The following is a 14,280-nucleotide window of genomic DNA, read 5'->3' on the forward strand; positions in this document are numbered from 1 at the left end:
AAGGATAAATAAAAAACTAGGCACTCAGTAAGTTGCCTAGTTTTCTATTTTTATTCTGTTATTGTACCGTAAATTAATTTAGGAGCTTCGACTTTTTCATCTGATATCACGATACTTTTTTCAATTAGTTCTATTACAGATCTGACATCCTCAACATTACTATGTAAGGTTACAAGGGACTCTCCCTCTGAAACTGCGTCGCCTACCTTTTTATTAAGCATCAGACCTGCCGCTAGATCAATTACCGATTCCTTTGTTGCCCTTCCAGCGCCTAACAACATTGCTGCTGTTCCGATTTGATCAGCAACTATGGTTTTAACAGTTCCCGGTCTTTTAGCTAAAACTTCTATTTGATGCTTTGCTTGAGGAAGTTGGTTAGGATTATCAACCACAGTTGAATCGCCACCTTGTGAAGCAAGGAAGATTTTAAAATGCTCCAATGCTTTTCCATTGGAAAGATTCTCCTCTAGCATTTTTCTTGCTTCTTCAATGCTAGTAGCCTTTTCTGCCAAGACCACCATCTGGCTTCCAAGTACCAGACATAATTCTGTAAGATCTTCTGGTCCTTTTCCTTGCAATGTATCAATCGCTTCTTTTACCTCTAACGAGTTTCCAATGGCATACCCTAATGGTTGGCTCATATCAGAAATAACTGCCATCGTGTTTCTACCGACTTGCTTTCCAATAGACACCATAGCATGGGCTAGTTCTTTTGCATCATCAATTTCTTTCATGAATGCACCAGCACCAGTTTTTACGTCTAACACAATTGCATCAGCACCAGAAGCAATTTTTTTACTCATAATAGAACTTGCTATTAATGGTATCGAATTAACTGTCGCCGTTACATCACGAAGACTATATAACTTTTTATCTGCAGGTGTTAAATTACCAGTTTGACCAATTACAGATACCTTATTTTTATTAACAAGGTCTATGAATTCTTCATTTGTTATCTCAGTATGAAAACCTGGGACGGACTCCAATTTATCAATCGTACCACCTGTATGTCCAAGTCCCCTGCCACTCATTTTAGCAACTGGTGCACCAACAGATGCAACAAGTGGGGCTAACACTAATGTAGTAGTATCCCCTACACCACCAGTCGAATGTTTATCTACTTTAATACCAGATATCCTAGAAAGGTCAATTTTATCTCCTGATTCCACCATCGCCTCTGTAAGAATTGCTCTCTCTTTCTCTGTCATATCCTGAAAATAGATAGCCATCATTAATGCACTAACTTGGTAATCGGGAATATCACCGCTTGTATAACCATTTACAAAAAAGTAGATTTCTTCCTTTGATAGTTCTTTTCCATCACGTTTTTTCTCAATAATGTCATACATACGCATTCGTAAATACACCTCCTCTTAATTTTCTGGTAAGGTATGAATTATTTTTTTAACAAATTTCAAAAAGTCCTGTTTAACTTTATCAGTTGTCTCGATTACTTCGTCATGTGTTAGTGGTTGGTCTAATATTCCTGCAGCCATATTTGATATACAGGAAATACCGAGTACTCTCATATTGGCATGATTAGCAATCATAACTTCTGGAACAGTGGACATCCCAACTGCATCTCCACCCCAAGTTCTTAACATACGAATTTCAGCAGGCGTTTCATAAGCAGGACCAGTGTTACCTACATAAACCCCAGCTTGTACATTTAACCCTAACCCTTCTGCTGCTTCTCGGGCAAGCTCTAAGTACTTCTTATCATAAGCAGATGACATATCAGGGAATCGTGCACCTAACTGATCATCATTTGGTCCAATTAATGGACTTGTTCCCATATTATTTATATGATCCGTAATTAGCATCAAGTCTCCAGGTTTAAAGCTTTCATTAATGCCACCGGCAGCATTTGTTACAATGATGGACTTGATTCCAAGTTCCTTCATTACTCGAATTGGAAACGTTACTTGTTGCATTGTATACCCTTCATAAAAATGAAAACGTCCTTGCATGGCAAGAACTTGCTTCCCTTCCAACATACCAATAACTAATTGCCCTTTATGACCAGATACGGTTGATTCTGGGAAGTATGGAATTTGGTTATAAGGAATGACTACTGGGTTTTCAATTTCCTCAGCTAAGACACCCAGACCAGATCCTAGAACCAAGCCAAGCTCTGGCTTAGTTAATAATTTATTACCAATAAATTGACTAGCTTCTTTAATAGTTGAAAAATCCATCTTTAATCTCTCCCAATTAAATCTCGTTTAAAAAGCTTTTTCCATATTCAGGAAGTTGCACATGAAAGTTTTCTGCAATAGTTGCTCCTAAATCAGCAAATGTTTCTCTCACGGGTAATTCTTTACCTGTTTCAATTCCTTTATGATAAGCAAGTAATGGTACATATTCGCGTGTATGATCAGTACCATGGTGAATTGGATCGTTACCATGGTCAGCGGTAATAATTAATAAATCGTCATTCTTCATCTTATTAATAATCTCAGGAAGTCTTGCATCATAAGCCTCTAAAGCCTCACCATAACCTTGTGGGTCACGCCTATGTCCATATTTTGCATCAAAATCAACTAGATTTAAAAAGCTAATACCAGTAAAGTCCATATCTAATGTCTCCACGATTTTAGACATTCCATCATCATTGTCCTTTGTACGAATGGCTTTTGTTACCCCTTCACCATCATAGATATCCGATATTTTACCAATCGCAATAACATCATAGTTTTCTTCCTTTAAAGTATTCATAACTGTTTTCCCAAAAGGTTTTAATGCATAATCATGACGATTGGATGTACGTTCGAATGCACCCGGTTCTCCAACAAATGGACGGGCAATTACCCTACCAACCATATACTTTTCATCTAGTGTAAGCTCCCTGGCAATTTCACAAATACGATATTGTTCTTCAATAGGAATAATTTCCTCATGAGCAGCAATTTGTAGTACAGAGTCCGCAGAAGTATAAACGATTAATGCACCAGTCTCCAAATGTTTCTCTCCTAGTTCATCCAAAATGGCTGTGCCGGAAGCTGGTTTATTCCCGATAATCTTTCGTCCAGTTCTACTTTCCAGTTCATCAATTAATTCTTTCGGAAACCCATCTGGAAAAGTTTGAAATGGTTGTTCAATATGTAGACCCATTATTTCCCAATGGCCTGTCATCGTGTCCTTCCCATTGGATGCTTCTTGCATTTTCGTAAAATGAGCTTTTGGATTTACTGCTTTTTCGATTCCTTTAATTTCTCTAATATTACTCAAACCCAATTCACCCATATTTGGCATATGTAAACCATTCATGTGATCCGCAATATGTCCTAATGTATCAGCTCCTATATCATCGAATTGTTCAGCATCAGGTGCTTCCCCAATACCGACAGAGTCCATCACAATTAAAAAAACACGGTTAAATTTTCTCATCTTTGTACCTCCTATATCTTATGTTGTCTTATTTTTATTATAATATGTTAAAACAAATACGTTGTAGGATGTCAGACAACCATTTTAAAAAAGAAAAATCTTTCATGCACGAGGATGATAAGATTTATACATATCTTTTAATCTTGTTTTTGTTACATGTGTATAGATTTGTGTAGTAGAAATATCTGAATGTCCCAACATTTCTTGAACAGCACGTAAATCAGCACCATTTTCTAATAAATGTGTTGCAAAAGAATGTCTTAACGTATGTGGTGTAATATCCTTTATAATATTGGCTTCAGTTGTAAGCTTCTTCAGAATCTTCCAAAATCCTTGTCTAGTCATTGGTCTTCCGTGCTGGTTTAAAAATAATACTTTTTCAACTCTGTTCTTTTTTAATAGAATTTGTCGGGAGTACTGTAAATAATTTTCAACGGCCATTTCTGCCACATCCCCAAGGGGAACTATTCTCTCCTTCGATCCTTTACCAAAACAGCGCACAAAGCCCATTGTTAAATGTAAATCATCTGTTTTTAAGGTAACTAACTCACTTACACGCAGTCCAGTTGCATACATGAGTTCTAGCATCGCCTTGTTACGAATATCTAATGGACTGTTACCATTAATATCTAGCAGCTTGTCCACTTCTTCGACGGATAAGATATCTGGGAGCTTTCTCTCTTTTTTAGGTGTTTCAATATGTAAAGTTGCATCATGATTTACAATCTCTTCACGTAATAAAAAGTGATGGAATTGCCTAATAGAAGAAATTGTGCGAGCAATTGTTGCTGTTGATTTCCCCTCGTCTCTTAATTGGTATAAGAAATTAATAATATCCACCCTATGAATCTCGTTCCAAGATGCATGTTGTTCTTTCGTCATTTTTTCTGTATATCGATTTAAATCTCTCTTGTATGAAACAAGTGTATTATCTGATAATCCTCGTTCAACTTGCAGATAATGAAAAAAATCATTATAAGCATGATTTAACATTCTCTACTCCCCTAATCGAAAAAAGATATTTAGACGCTCGATAAAGCTTTGCTCACTATTGAATACCTTTACAGATGGGCCATCAGGTGTATCATAGCGATGGAACTGTTCGTACTCCGCATGCATTACTTGAAGTCCAAAGTAAAACAAACACGTGCACGCGACAAAAATAACAAAAACTTTTACAGTATCCCATACCATCTTTTTCATATGGCATTTCTCCTTTAATCATGTACTAATATTAAAAGATATGCCAAAAAAGATTCACTTTATACATAATAACTAGAAAACTAGTCCTATTTTATTATCATAAATAACTTACCCTTATTTTACACCAAAAAGAATGCAAAGAAAAATAAATAATGCCTTCTCTATAATGAAAAGGCATTTCCGTTACCTAGTAGATTCAACTGCAGCTTTTTGGCATGTCTTACATAATCCATGGAAAGTTAATCGATGATCCTGTACTTTAAATCCCCATTCACTTTCCACTATTTTTTCGACATCACCTAACAAATCATCCATAATCTCCTCAACAGACCCACATTCAATACAAACGAGATGATGGTGAAAATGTTCGGCTCCTTCTTTTCGTAGATCGTATCTGGAGACGCCATCGCCAAAATTTATTTTATCAACTATTTTCAATTCGGATAATAATTCCAATGTACGATATACGGTTGCAAGACCTATTTCAGGAGCTTTATCTTTTACTAGTAAAAATATGTCTTCTGCGCTTAAATGGTCAGCCTCGCGTTCAAGTAATACTCGTACAGTAGCTTCTCGTTGTGGAGTTAGCTTATAGCTTTGTGCATGAAGTTGTTTCTTTATACGATCAATACGATGTTCCACGGCGATCTCCTCCCTCATATCCCACCTTTATTATATGCACATGAATAAGGAGTGTCAAAGCATAAAGCTAAACTTGAATCTAATATATTCTAAATAGCCTTTTCATTATTATATAGTGATTTTATAAACGATATCATTGCTTCGTTTGCAATATAAGCCTCAATTATTGCTGGAACAATAGTTAGCAAAAGTAAAGCAGCAAAAAATGATATATATTTTACAAATGGCTGTAGGATTGGCTGAGAAAAAGAGGCTTTTTTAATAAATAATTTATTTAAAAGTCCAAGTGTAAATATCATTGAGAGACTACCGGCTAGAATATAAATTGGGATTGCAATAATATTTTGAGGTGCAATTGAAAAGGTTGCTAGTAGGAACCCTTGAACACCTAATTGACTCACTATAAAACCAACCGAAAATCCTACCACTAAACCTTTTAAAAAGATTAATACCCATACAACTGGCAGTCCTATTACAGAAAGGCCTAATATAAATAGTAGAAGTAAATACTTAGCATGATAAAAGAAACTTTCTTTTAGAATGTCATTTTTATCAATTGTATTGTCAGTTGTAATATACCCAAAAAACCGTTCTAAATTAAAAAAGAGATCTTGCTTTTGAATCGTTCCCATACTATTCACAACGATTGCTCCAAAAGCTATTCCTGTGAGAAATAATATTAGCATAAATACATAGATTGTTGCGTGTGTTTTCATATGATCCATTGCAAGAGTTCGTTTATTCATAGGAATCCTCCATTCACTTATTGCCTATATTAAAAGTTATGAAGAATCCCTATTAAAAATGCCTATCAAAACTATCTTTTAATAATTAATAATTCTGTCATGTTTTGGAAACACTACCATACTTGCCGCCTCCACCTGCTTGAATGGATAATTTACCTTCTCTCATAAGAATAATAGATTTTGCAATATTATCTGGAACAACATCTGCTAATTTTTCATAGGAAACATGGTGGATGATATTCATCTCTGTTTCAAAGTGCTCTAGCAATTTTTTAAATGTTTTTGGCCCTAATTTTGGTAAATACTCTAATGGAACTTGATATAGGTATGGTGGCCGACCCTCGATCTCCCCTTTGAAGCTTCCAAGTTCATTAATTCGATCTGCCACACCCTTAACAATCTTTTTTGAACCACATTTCTCACAAACCAATGAATTAGGTTTCATGGCATGTAAACATTTATCACAAACTGTATTATGATATTTCCCAAGTTTGGGATTCATCCCATAGTTATGAACAATTTTCCTTCCTTTAACTAAATGAAGCGCGTAGTTAAATTCCTTAAAGGAAGGTTCTTCCATGAGGATTTCTTGATACTCTCTTCCAATCTTGGCAAGTGAATGTGCATCGGAATTTGTTACAAACGTATACGAATGTAGTTCAGTAATTTGGTCTGCCATTGAAGTATCAGAACTTAACCCCAATTCAATTCCATCTATTAAATCTGGATCAAATACCTCTGCTAAAGAATGCAGAACACCTTTCCCATATAGGCTCTTGTACGGTGTAAACACATGTGCAGGAATAAAGATTCCAGAAAGCTCTTTTACTTTGTATTGTAGTTCCTTTGCAGAACCATAGTAGCGTTGCGAGCTTAAAGTGATATTTTTCATCCTGGTAACTAACCATTCTGAGAATTTTTCCATTTCCTTTAAACTAGGGAGAAAACAAAGCACATGGATTGGACCACGACAATTTTCATCATATACTTCAATTTCAGAACCTAAGATTAAAGTAACTTCTTCAAAGCGAATACCACCGTCGTCAAGTTCATAGGCTAACCCCTTGTTCATTAATTGCTTAAGTTCAAGCTGTACGGTTGGGGATTGACAATCAATAACACCAATTAATTTAATTCCTTTATTACGGCTCGCTTCTATTAAAATATTGGTAATAGTTAAGTTTTTGGATGCTGTAATCTTGACTGGTTTATCAAAAATATCTCTTCCAATATGGATGTGCATATCAGCAAAAAAAGATTTCAACATTTTATAAAATCTCCTGCGTCTCTAAGTATAAAATGGCATAATTCGTTTTGGCGTCATGGATTCGTTGTTCTTCCACATATTGTTTCGCTTCTTCTAATGTTAATTCTAGGATTTCAACAAATTCATCCTCATCAAGAGCTGGAGGAAAATCTAGCTTTTCGAGTTCATTCGTTAAATAGATAAGCATTAACTCATCAGCAAAGCCCGGTGAAGTATAAAAGGATGTAACCTTCGTTAGTTTTTTTGTCGTGTACCCAGTTTCTTCTTCCAATTCACGAACTGCCGTTAATTCAGGACTTTCACCTGGTTCTAGCTTTCCAGCTGGTATCTCGATAATAGACTTTCCAAGTGGCTTACGGTATTGTTCAACCAGAACGATCTTTTTATCTTTTGTAATTGGAATGATAGCAACCGCGCCTGGATGCTTAATTAGTTCACGTTTTGCTTCTTTACCATTCGGTAGCACAACATCATCTACCTGTAGTTTAACAACATTACCGTCATATATCGTTTCCGTATGTATTGTTTTTTCTTCAAACTTTTTCATTTATGTCATCCTTTAACTTTAATAATCTACTGATACAGATAGCTTTATTTTAGCACATGCAATTGGGTAAGTTAATTTTTCCTGTCTTTTGATTTGGCATAAATGAGTAATTCAAATATGATTGGGAAAGGAGGTTGATTGTATGAAGAAAAATAGACTTGGAAATTCAGATATAGAGATTTCAGTGTTAACACTTGGATGTATGTCACTTGGAACAGATAAAGAAAACGCTAAAGAAATTATTAATTTGGCTTTAGATAGCGGTATTAATCATCTTGATACAGCTGACTTATACGAATTCGGATTGAATGAGGAAATCGTTGGTGAAGCAATCAAAGGGAAACGCAATCAAGTAATCTTAACTACAAAGGTGGGAAACCATTTTAATAAGGATACCAAGGAATGGTTCTGGAATCCTTCAAAAACTTACATTCAATTTGAAGTAAAGGAAAGCTTACGTAGACTACAAACAGACTATATTGATTTTTACATGCTACATGGTGGAACTTTAGATGACCCCATTGATGAAACAATTGAAGCGTTTGAAGAGTTAAAAAAAGAGGGTGTGATACGAGCCTATGGTATATCCTCTATCAGGCCGAATGTAATTCGAGAGTATGTAAAAAAGTCATCCATTGATGGTGTCATGACCCAATATAGTTTATTAGACCGAAGACCTGAGGAAGAAACATTAGATTTACTATACAAACATAATATAAGTGTACTTGCTCGTGGACCGCTTGCTAAAGGTTTATTAAGTAATAATGCTAAAGAACAAATTGAAAAGAAAGGAAGAGACGGATTTTTAGATTATACATTTAAAGAGCTTCAAGAAACACATCAAAAGCTATCATCAATATCAGATAATCTAAATGAATTATCTTTACAATATGTATTAAAACATCCTGCTGTGGCAAGTGCTGTTTTTGGTGCAAGTTCGATTGAACAAGTAAAAGAAAATACGTTGTTTGATGTAGAGAAAAGTCTTTCAGATACATTATATAATCAATTGAAATCAGTAACAAAAGCCAATAAATATATTCAACATAGATAAACAAAAGGGGTGTGGACACAATAATATTACTATTTTAAAGATGAACAATTTATCGCTTAATTAGGTTTTGCAAGGCCCTTTGAAAGAGAGCCTGTATTCTCTAGTGGGGTGTATTTACTGTCGAGAAATTCCTTGGAAATTGGGAATAGGACTGCGGTTCTCGCCCCAGTAAAAGCATTTGTCCCGCTAAAGGAAAGGCGTGGGTGAGACCCCTTATGAAGTCAGTATGAGGAGGCCCACCAGCCGTTCAAGCTGCTGCGAAGTATATTTCCGAAACCAATATTAGCACTAAATTTTTTTATTAGTTTATCATATAGTTTTGTCCTAGCCTCTTACCCTTCAATCCATAAGGTTTGTAGTTGAAATAAATGGATTTAATATCCCCTCTGGACTGGATAAACGAAATGTTCCACCCACAAAATCTAGCTTCATATTTTCAGCAAAAAAGACTGATTGCATTTTATTCACAATAGTAGGCATTGCATGTGTCTCCACTTCTATATGACTATCATCTTTATGATCCACTAACCCAATCGTTGGTACACCATTAACACCACAACCACATCCAACCGTGTCATAGTGAAGCAAAAGATAGTGATGATTTCGTGTATTAAATTCTTGTATCTTACTAATTGCCTTTTCCGTAATAGTTAATTTCATATTGCTTCCCCTATGCTGTTATTTTTTATTAAATTGTTTTTTTAATACTTTTTCCATCATACCAGGGAAGAGTTGATAAAATCTACTCCCAATATCCATCCACATCGGCATGTTTATTTCTCGCTTCCTAGTAAATAAGTTCTCACCGATTTTTAATGCTACCTTCTCCGGATCCAGCATATATTTTGCTACACTTTTTTGGTAGTTACCATCTGGATCAGCATGAGAAAAGAAATTTGTTTTAACTGGCCCTAAGTTAACTGCAGTAACATTTATATGATAATCTGCCAACTCTTGTCGTAACGCATTGGTAAAACCAAGAATTGCGTGTTTTGTTGAAGCGTAAACTGCCGATTTTGGTGTTGATATTTTTCCTGCCTGTGATGCTATATTTACGATATGACCTTCATTATTGGCTTTAAAATGCGGTATAAAGAGCTTTGTCATACGAATTACTGCCAGTACATTTAATCGAAACATCAGCTCAACATCATTCCATTTTGTATGCTCCACATATTGAAAAATACCCGTACCTGCATTATTAACAAGGGCGTGAATAACATGATGTTCACGAATTACTGAAGCAATGACCTCATTCATTTCTTCATCATCTGTAAGGTCTACTTTATAGTAAAACGCTCTAATATTATATTCCTCTTTTATTTGTTGCTGTAATTGTCTAAGTTTGTCTAGTGAACGAGCTAGCATGATTGGAGTTCCTCCATTTGCTGCGATTCTTCTTACCAGCATTTCACCAATTCCGCTTGAAGCACCTGTAACGACAACCTTTTTCCCTTGATAATTAATTTGCATGGTAGAATAGTACTCCATCCTCGATTGTTTTTGTAACCAATCCGATATCCTCTAAATAATCTAATTGCCCTATTATTTCTGACATAGTTAAATCAATTTGTGTTTCATATTGCCTTGGAAAAATCTGTTCACATAACTGAAAAGGAGTTTGAGCATATTCCTTTAATAACCCAAGAACTTTATTGGCACGACTTTCTTGTTTGGCGAACCGCTGAGGAATTATCTCTTTAACATTAGAAAATATTTCACCATGTCCCGGTAAAACTATATTTATATCTAATGAAAAACATTTTTCTAAATTAGCTCGATATTGTAATAACGGCTTTGGTCGTTCCTTCTCCCCTATTTTTGGAGGTTCCATAATAGGATTTGGACTAATATGCTGCAAAAGATGATCTCCACCAATAAAAGTGCCGTCTTCCCCTAGAAATGATAGGTGGCTTTGGGCGTGTCCTTTAGTCTCAATCACCTTAAATTCAGGATGTCCAGGTAGATAATCACCTTCGTCAATTCGAATAGTTAGCCTTCCCTTTCCAGCCCAATCCAGTTGAGCTCTTAACTTACCTAAATATGATCGAAAGTGACGCGGGACGCCATTTATATCGAAGTAGTCATAATAAAAATCCTCGAAATGATTAAAATAGTCATCATCCCTTGTGAGCCAAGGATTCACATTTTCGTGTCCTACAATATTCTGTGCTTGTTCAAACCTATCTATTAAACCAGTATGGTCAGGATGATGATGAGTTAAAATAACCTGTTCAATCTCGTTAGGCTTATATCCAACTTCCTTTAACTGGGCAACCAATGCATCCCATGCCGCTTCTGTTCGAACACCAGCATCAACTAAAGAAAGAGTGTCCCCCTTTAAAAGATATATATGTGTATCTCCTACTGCAAAAGGCGTTGGAACTGTGAGCTGATGTATAAACTTTTTAGCCACCATCATCTTATTCCCCTCGATTCTTAGAAAATTAATTATGTTAAAGTTATTAAATGTACAATTAAAAAGTTAATTATTTAGTACAATTTAAGCGTCAGACACTACAGAAAGTATCGTATCTTCTTGCCAAGGAACCACTAAATAAACCACGAAACTGAATTGCGATTCATTCACTTATTTTCATTTTAACGTTAAAATAAAGAGAAGTCACTTATGAAAACTTAAAGATTATTTCCACCTGTGTATTTGTTGACTTTCCCACTCTTTTCAAACAAAATCAATGCTAGAGGTGAATGATTTGATAACAAAAATAATTGCCCACCGTGGAGCTAGCAAGCTAGCACCTGAAAATACGATGTATGCATTTGAACTGGGTTATAAACTTGGAGCAGAAGGTATAGAGACTGATGTCCAATTAACAAAGGATAATATCCCGGTGTTAATCCATGACGAAACAGTCAAACGAACAACAAGTGGCACTGGTTATGTAAAGGATTATACGTATGAAGAGCTTAGTAAATTAGATGCTGGGTCTTGGTTTTCTCCAGAATTTCGTAATGCAAGAATAATAACGCTTGAGGAATTTTTAGTTTGGATAAAGCCAAAAGATCTTTACATTAATATTGAATTAAAAAATAATAAAATTGACTATAAAAACTTAGAGTCAATAGTTTACAACATGCTAAAGACCCATCGTTTACTCGAACGGACAACATTATCAACATTCAATCCGAATAGTGTAAAAAGATTGGTAACGTACCAGAATAATATTGAAATTGCTTTTCTTACATCGAAAAAATACCCTAACTTAGTGGAATATGCAAGGAAGTTAGGAGCAAATGCACTTCATGTAAAATATCGATTAGTAAATCAGCAACTCATGGAACAAGCATATGAAAAAAACATGCCCGTACGTGTTTATACAGTAAATAAATACAAACCTATGATGCATTGCTTTAACCAAGGTTGTGATGGTATTTTTACCGATGTTCCGTATAAGGCACTGACTTTTCGAAAAGTATTTCAGTATAAAAAAAAATTATAATTGGAGGACTTATAAATGGCAAAATTATTCTCACCAATAACCTTTAAGGATATGACTCTAAAAAATCGAATCGTGATGTCTCCAATGTGTATGTATTCATCTGAAAAACAAGATGGAAAATTGACACCGTTTCATATGACACATTATATCTCTCGCGCTGTCGGTGAAGTAGGATTAATCATTCTCGAAGCAACTGCAGTAGAGCAATCAGGACGAATTTCGGCACAGGATTTGGGAATTTGGGAAGATGAACAGGTTCATGGCTATAAAAATCTTGTAGAACAAATTCGAGCTTATGGAGCGAAAACTGGTATCCAGCTTGCCCATGCTGGAAGAAAAGCTCAAGATGAAGATATTACCTTTGCGCCTTCTCCTTTACCATTTAACGAAACATTCAAAATACCAACAGAACTAACTACTTCTGGCATAAAAAGAATAGTAGAGGCTTTTGGAAATGGCGCAAGACGAGCCAAAAAGGCAGGATTTGATATGGTTGAGGTCCATGCTGCTCACGGTTATTTAATTAACCAGTTTTTATCACCTTTATCCAATCATCGTACTGACGCATACGGTGGAAATCGGGAAAATCGATTTCGTTTCCTTAGTGAAATAACGGAGATTGTGAAAAAAGAGTTCAACGGCCCCGTTTTTGTTCGCATATCTGCTGATGAATATCATAAAGATGGAAATACAATTGACGATTTTCTTTTCTTCACCTCTAAATTAAAAGATATGGACGTTGATTTGATTGATTGTAGTACTGGCGGAATTGTTCCGGCGAGAATAAATGTGTACCCTGGTTATCAAGTGAAACAATGTGAAACAATCAAACGAGAGGCAAGTATTCCAACTGGTGCTGTTGGGTTAATTACAACAGGTATACAAGCAGAAGAAATCCTCCAAAATGACAGAGCTGACCTTATTTTTATTGGAAGATCATTATTAAGAAATCCATATTGGGCAAAACAGGCGGCAGATGAATTAGAATATCCATTAGATGCTCCAAAACAGTATACACGCGGATGGAGATAGGAGGTATAACATGGAGTTATTATTTCTTGGTACAGGCTCAGGTATACCTTCTAAAGAGAGAAATGTCTCTAGCTTAGCACTAATGCTGCTTCAGGAGACAAATAGTATATGGTTATTTGATTGTGGTGAAGCAACACAGCATCAAATCTTACACACCTCCATAAAGCCACGAAAAATCAATAAAATTTTTATTACCCATATGCATGGTGATCATATCTATGGGTTACCTGGATTATTAAGCTCACGTTCATTTCAAGGGGGCGAGGAGGAAATGGTGATTTATGGTCCTAAAGGCATAGAGGAATTTGTACAAACAAGTTTAAAGCTTAGCGGAACACATATAACCTATCCCCTCACATTCGTTATTATTAAAGAAGGAAAAATATTAGAAGATGAGCATTTTATCGTATATTGCAAAAAATTAGTACATGGTATGCCTAGTTATGGCTTCCGGATTGAAGAAAAAAATAAGCCCGGAGAATTGCAGGTTGATAAGTTAAAGGCTATCGGAATTCATCCCGGCCCCATTTATCGCGAAATAAAAGAAAATCAGGTTACCATATTAGAAGATGGACGGGAAATTCATCGCCATGATTATTTAGGAGCAGAAAAAATTGGAAGGCAACTCGTTATTCTAGGTGACACAAAGTCAACCGAACAAAATCAAGATTTTGTTAAAAATGCTGATTTACTTGTTCATGAAGCCACTTTTGATAAGAATAAAGTAGACTTAGCCAAGGAATATTATCACTCAACAACAGAACAAGCAGCCAATTTAGCTAAGTCCGGAAACGTGAAGCGGTTAATATTAAATCACATTTCATCCCGATACCAGCAACATGAAATAGAGGAACTATTACAGGAAACACAAGCAATCTTTCCAAATACGGAGATAGCAAGTGACTTTTATCAAGTAAGTATCCCTTCCAACTAAAAGG

The 14,280-nt window shown here is 35.6% G+C and carries 16 protein-coding genes; 4 read left to right on the forward strand and 12 right to left on the reverse strand.

Features of this window, described 5'->3' with window-relative positions; all coding sequences use genetic code 11:
• Positions 1–50: 50 nt before the first annotated feature.
• The 9 genes from TY11_RS10165 to TY11_RS10205 form a co-directional block, all read right to left on the reverse strand.
• Positions 51–1,355, reverse strand: coding sequence for a pyrimidine-nucleoside phosphorylase (locus TY11_RS10165; protein ID WP_042145790.1), 1,305 nt, complete (start codon positions 1,353–1,355; stop codon positions 51–53).
• 18 nt (positions 1,356–1,373) lie between these two features.
• Positions 1,374–2,198 carry a purine-nucleoside phosphorylase gene (locus tag TY11_RS10170; RefSeq protein WP_042145792.1) on the reverse strand — a complete coding sequence of 275 codons (825 nt, stop codon included), beginning with the start codon at positions 2,196–2,198 and terminating at the stop codon, positions 1,374–1,376.
• A gap of 16 nt (positions 2,199–2,214) precedes the next feature.
• A complete protein-coding gene (gene deoB / locus TY11_RS10175) occupies positions 2,215–3,390 on the reverse strand; it encodes a phosphopentomutase (protein ID WP_042145794.1) in 1,176 nt (391 codons plus the stop codon).
• A 102-nt stretch (positions 3,391–3,492) separates the two neighbouring features.
• The gene (gene xerD, locus TY11_RS10180) at positions 3,493–4,383 is read right to left on the reverse strand and encodes a site-specific tyrosine recombinase XerD (RefSeq protein ID WP_042145795.1); all 891 of its coding nucleotides are present in this window, start codon (positions 4,381–4,383) and stop codon (positions 3,493–3,495) included.
• Positions 4,384–4,386: 3 nt separating this feature from the next.
• Positions 4,387–4,593, reverse strand: a complete 207-nt coding sequence (locus tag TY11_RS10185; RefSeq protein WP_042145797.1) for a DUF4227 family protein — start codon at positions 4,591–4,593, stop codon at positions 4,387–4,389.
• Between the two features lie 183 nt (positions 4,594–4,776).
• Positions 4,777–5,235 carry a ferric iron uptake transcriptional regulator gene (gene fur, locus TY11_RS10190; protein ID WP_042145799.1) on the reverse strand — a complete coding sequence of 153 codons (459 nt, stop codon included), beginning with the start codon at positions 5,233–5,235 and terminating at the stop codon, positions 4,777–4,779.
• Positions 5,236–5,324: 89 nt separating this feature from the next.
• On the reverse strand, positions 5,325–5,981 hold the full coding sequence (spoIIM, locus tag TY11_RS10195) for a stage II sporulation protein M (RefSeq protein WP_042145800.1): 657 nt from the start codon (positions 5,979–5,981) through the stop codon (positions 5,325–5,327).
• A 97-nt stretch (positions 5,982–6,078) separates the two neighbouring features.
• On the reverse strand, positions 6,079–7,248 hold the full coding sequence (locus TY11_RS10200; protein ID WP_042145802.1) for an endonuclease Q family protein: 1,170 nt from the start codon (positions 7,246–7,248) through the stop codon (positions 6,079–6,081).
• Between the two features lies 1 nt (position 7,249).
• Complete coding sequence (locus TY11_RS10205; protein ID WP_042145804.1) at positions 7,250–7,795, reverse strand: NUDIX domain-containing protein; 546 nt, start codon at positions 7,793–7,795, stop codon at positions 7,250–7,252.
• 142 nt (positions 7,796–7,937) lie between these two features.
• Between TY11_RS10205 and TY11_RS10210 the strand changes: the two genes are divergently transcribed.
• Entirely contained in the window at positions 7,938–8,849 is a 912-nt protein-coding gene (locus tag TY11_RS10210; RefSeq protein ID WP_042145807.1) for an aldo/keto reductase, read from the forward strand.
• A gap of 339 nt (positions 8,850–9,188) precedes the next feature.
• On the opposite strand, the gene TY11_RS10215 is transcribed toward TY11_RS10210, so the two are convergent.
• From TY11_RS10215 to TY11_RS10225, 3 genes are read right to left on the reverse strand one after another with little or no spacing between them, the layout of a single operon-like run.
• Complete coding sequence (locus TY11_RS10215; protein ID WP_042145810.1) at positions 9,189–9,509, reverse strand: iron-sulfur cluster biosynthesis family protein; 321 nt, start codon at positions 9,507–9,509, stop codon at positions 9,189–9,191.
• 18 nt (positions 9,510–9,527) lie between these two features.
• Positions 9,528–10,322, reverse strand: coding sequence for an SDR family NAD(P)-dependent oxidoreductase (locus tag TY11_RS10220; protein ID WP_042145811.1), 795 nt, complete (start codon positions 10,320–10,322; stop codon positions 9,528–9,530).
• The gene (locus TY11_RS10225) at positions 10,312–11,268 is read right to left on the reverse strand and encodes an MBL fold metallo-hydrolase (RefSeq protein ID WP_369797406.1); all 957 of its coding nucleotides are present in this window, start codon (positions 11,266–11,268) and stop codon (positions 10,312–10,314) included. Before TY11_RS10225 ends, TY11_RS10220 begins: the two co-directional genes overlap by 11 nt.
• 286 nt (positions 11,269–11,554) lie before the next feature.
• Between TY11_RS10225 and TY11_RS10230 the strand changes: the two genes are divergently transcribed.
• Genes TY11_RS10230 through rnz form a run of 3 tightly spaced genes read left to right on the forward strand, consistent with a single transcriptional unit; the run spans position 11,555 to position 14,276 of the window.
• The gene (locus tag TY11_RS10230; protein WP_369797407.1) at positions 11,555–12,310 is read left to right on the forward strand and encodes a glycerophosphodiester phosphodiesterase; all 756 of its coding nucleotides are present in this window, start codon (positions 11,555–11,557) and stop codon (positions 12,308–12,310) included.
• Positions 12,311–12,325: 15 nt separating this feature from the next.
• The gene (namA, locus tag TY11_RS10235) at positions 12,326–13,342 is read left to right on the forward strand and encodes an NADPH dehydrogenase NamA (RefSeq protein WP_042145817.1); all 1,017 of its coding nucleotides are present in this window, start codon (positions 12,326–12,328) and stop codon (positions 13,340–13,342) included.
• Between the two features lie 10 nt (positions 13,343–13,352).
• Positions 13,353–14,276 carry a ribonuclease Z gene (rnz, locus tag TY11_RS10240; protein WP_042145819.1) on the forward strand — a complete coding sequence of 308 codons (924 nt, stop codon included), beginning with the start codon at positions 13,353–13,355 and terminating at the stop codon, positions 14,274–14,276.
• Positions 14,277–14,280 lie beyond the last annotated feature (4 nt).

Source organism: Paucisalibacillus algeriensis, assembly GCF_000577245.1.
In the GTDB taxonomy this organism is placed as follows: domain Bacteria; phylum Bacillota; class Bacilli; order Bacillales; family Amphibacillaceae; genus Ornithinibacillus.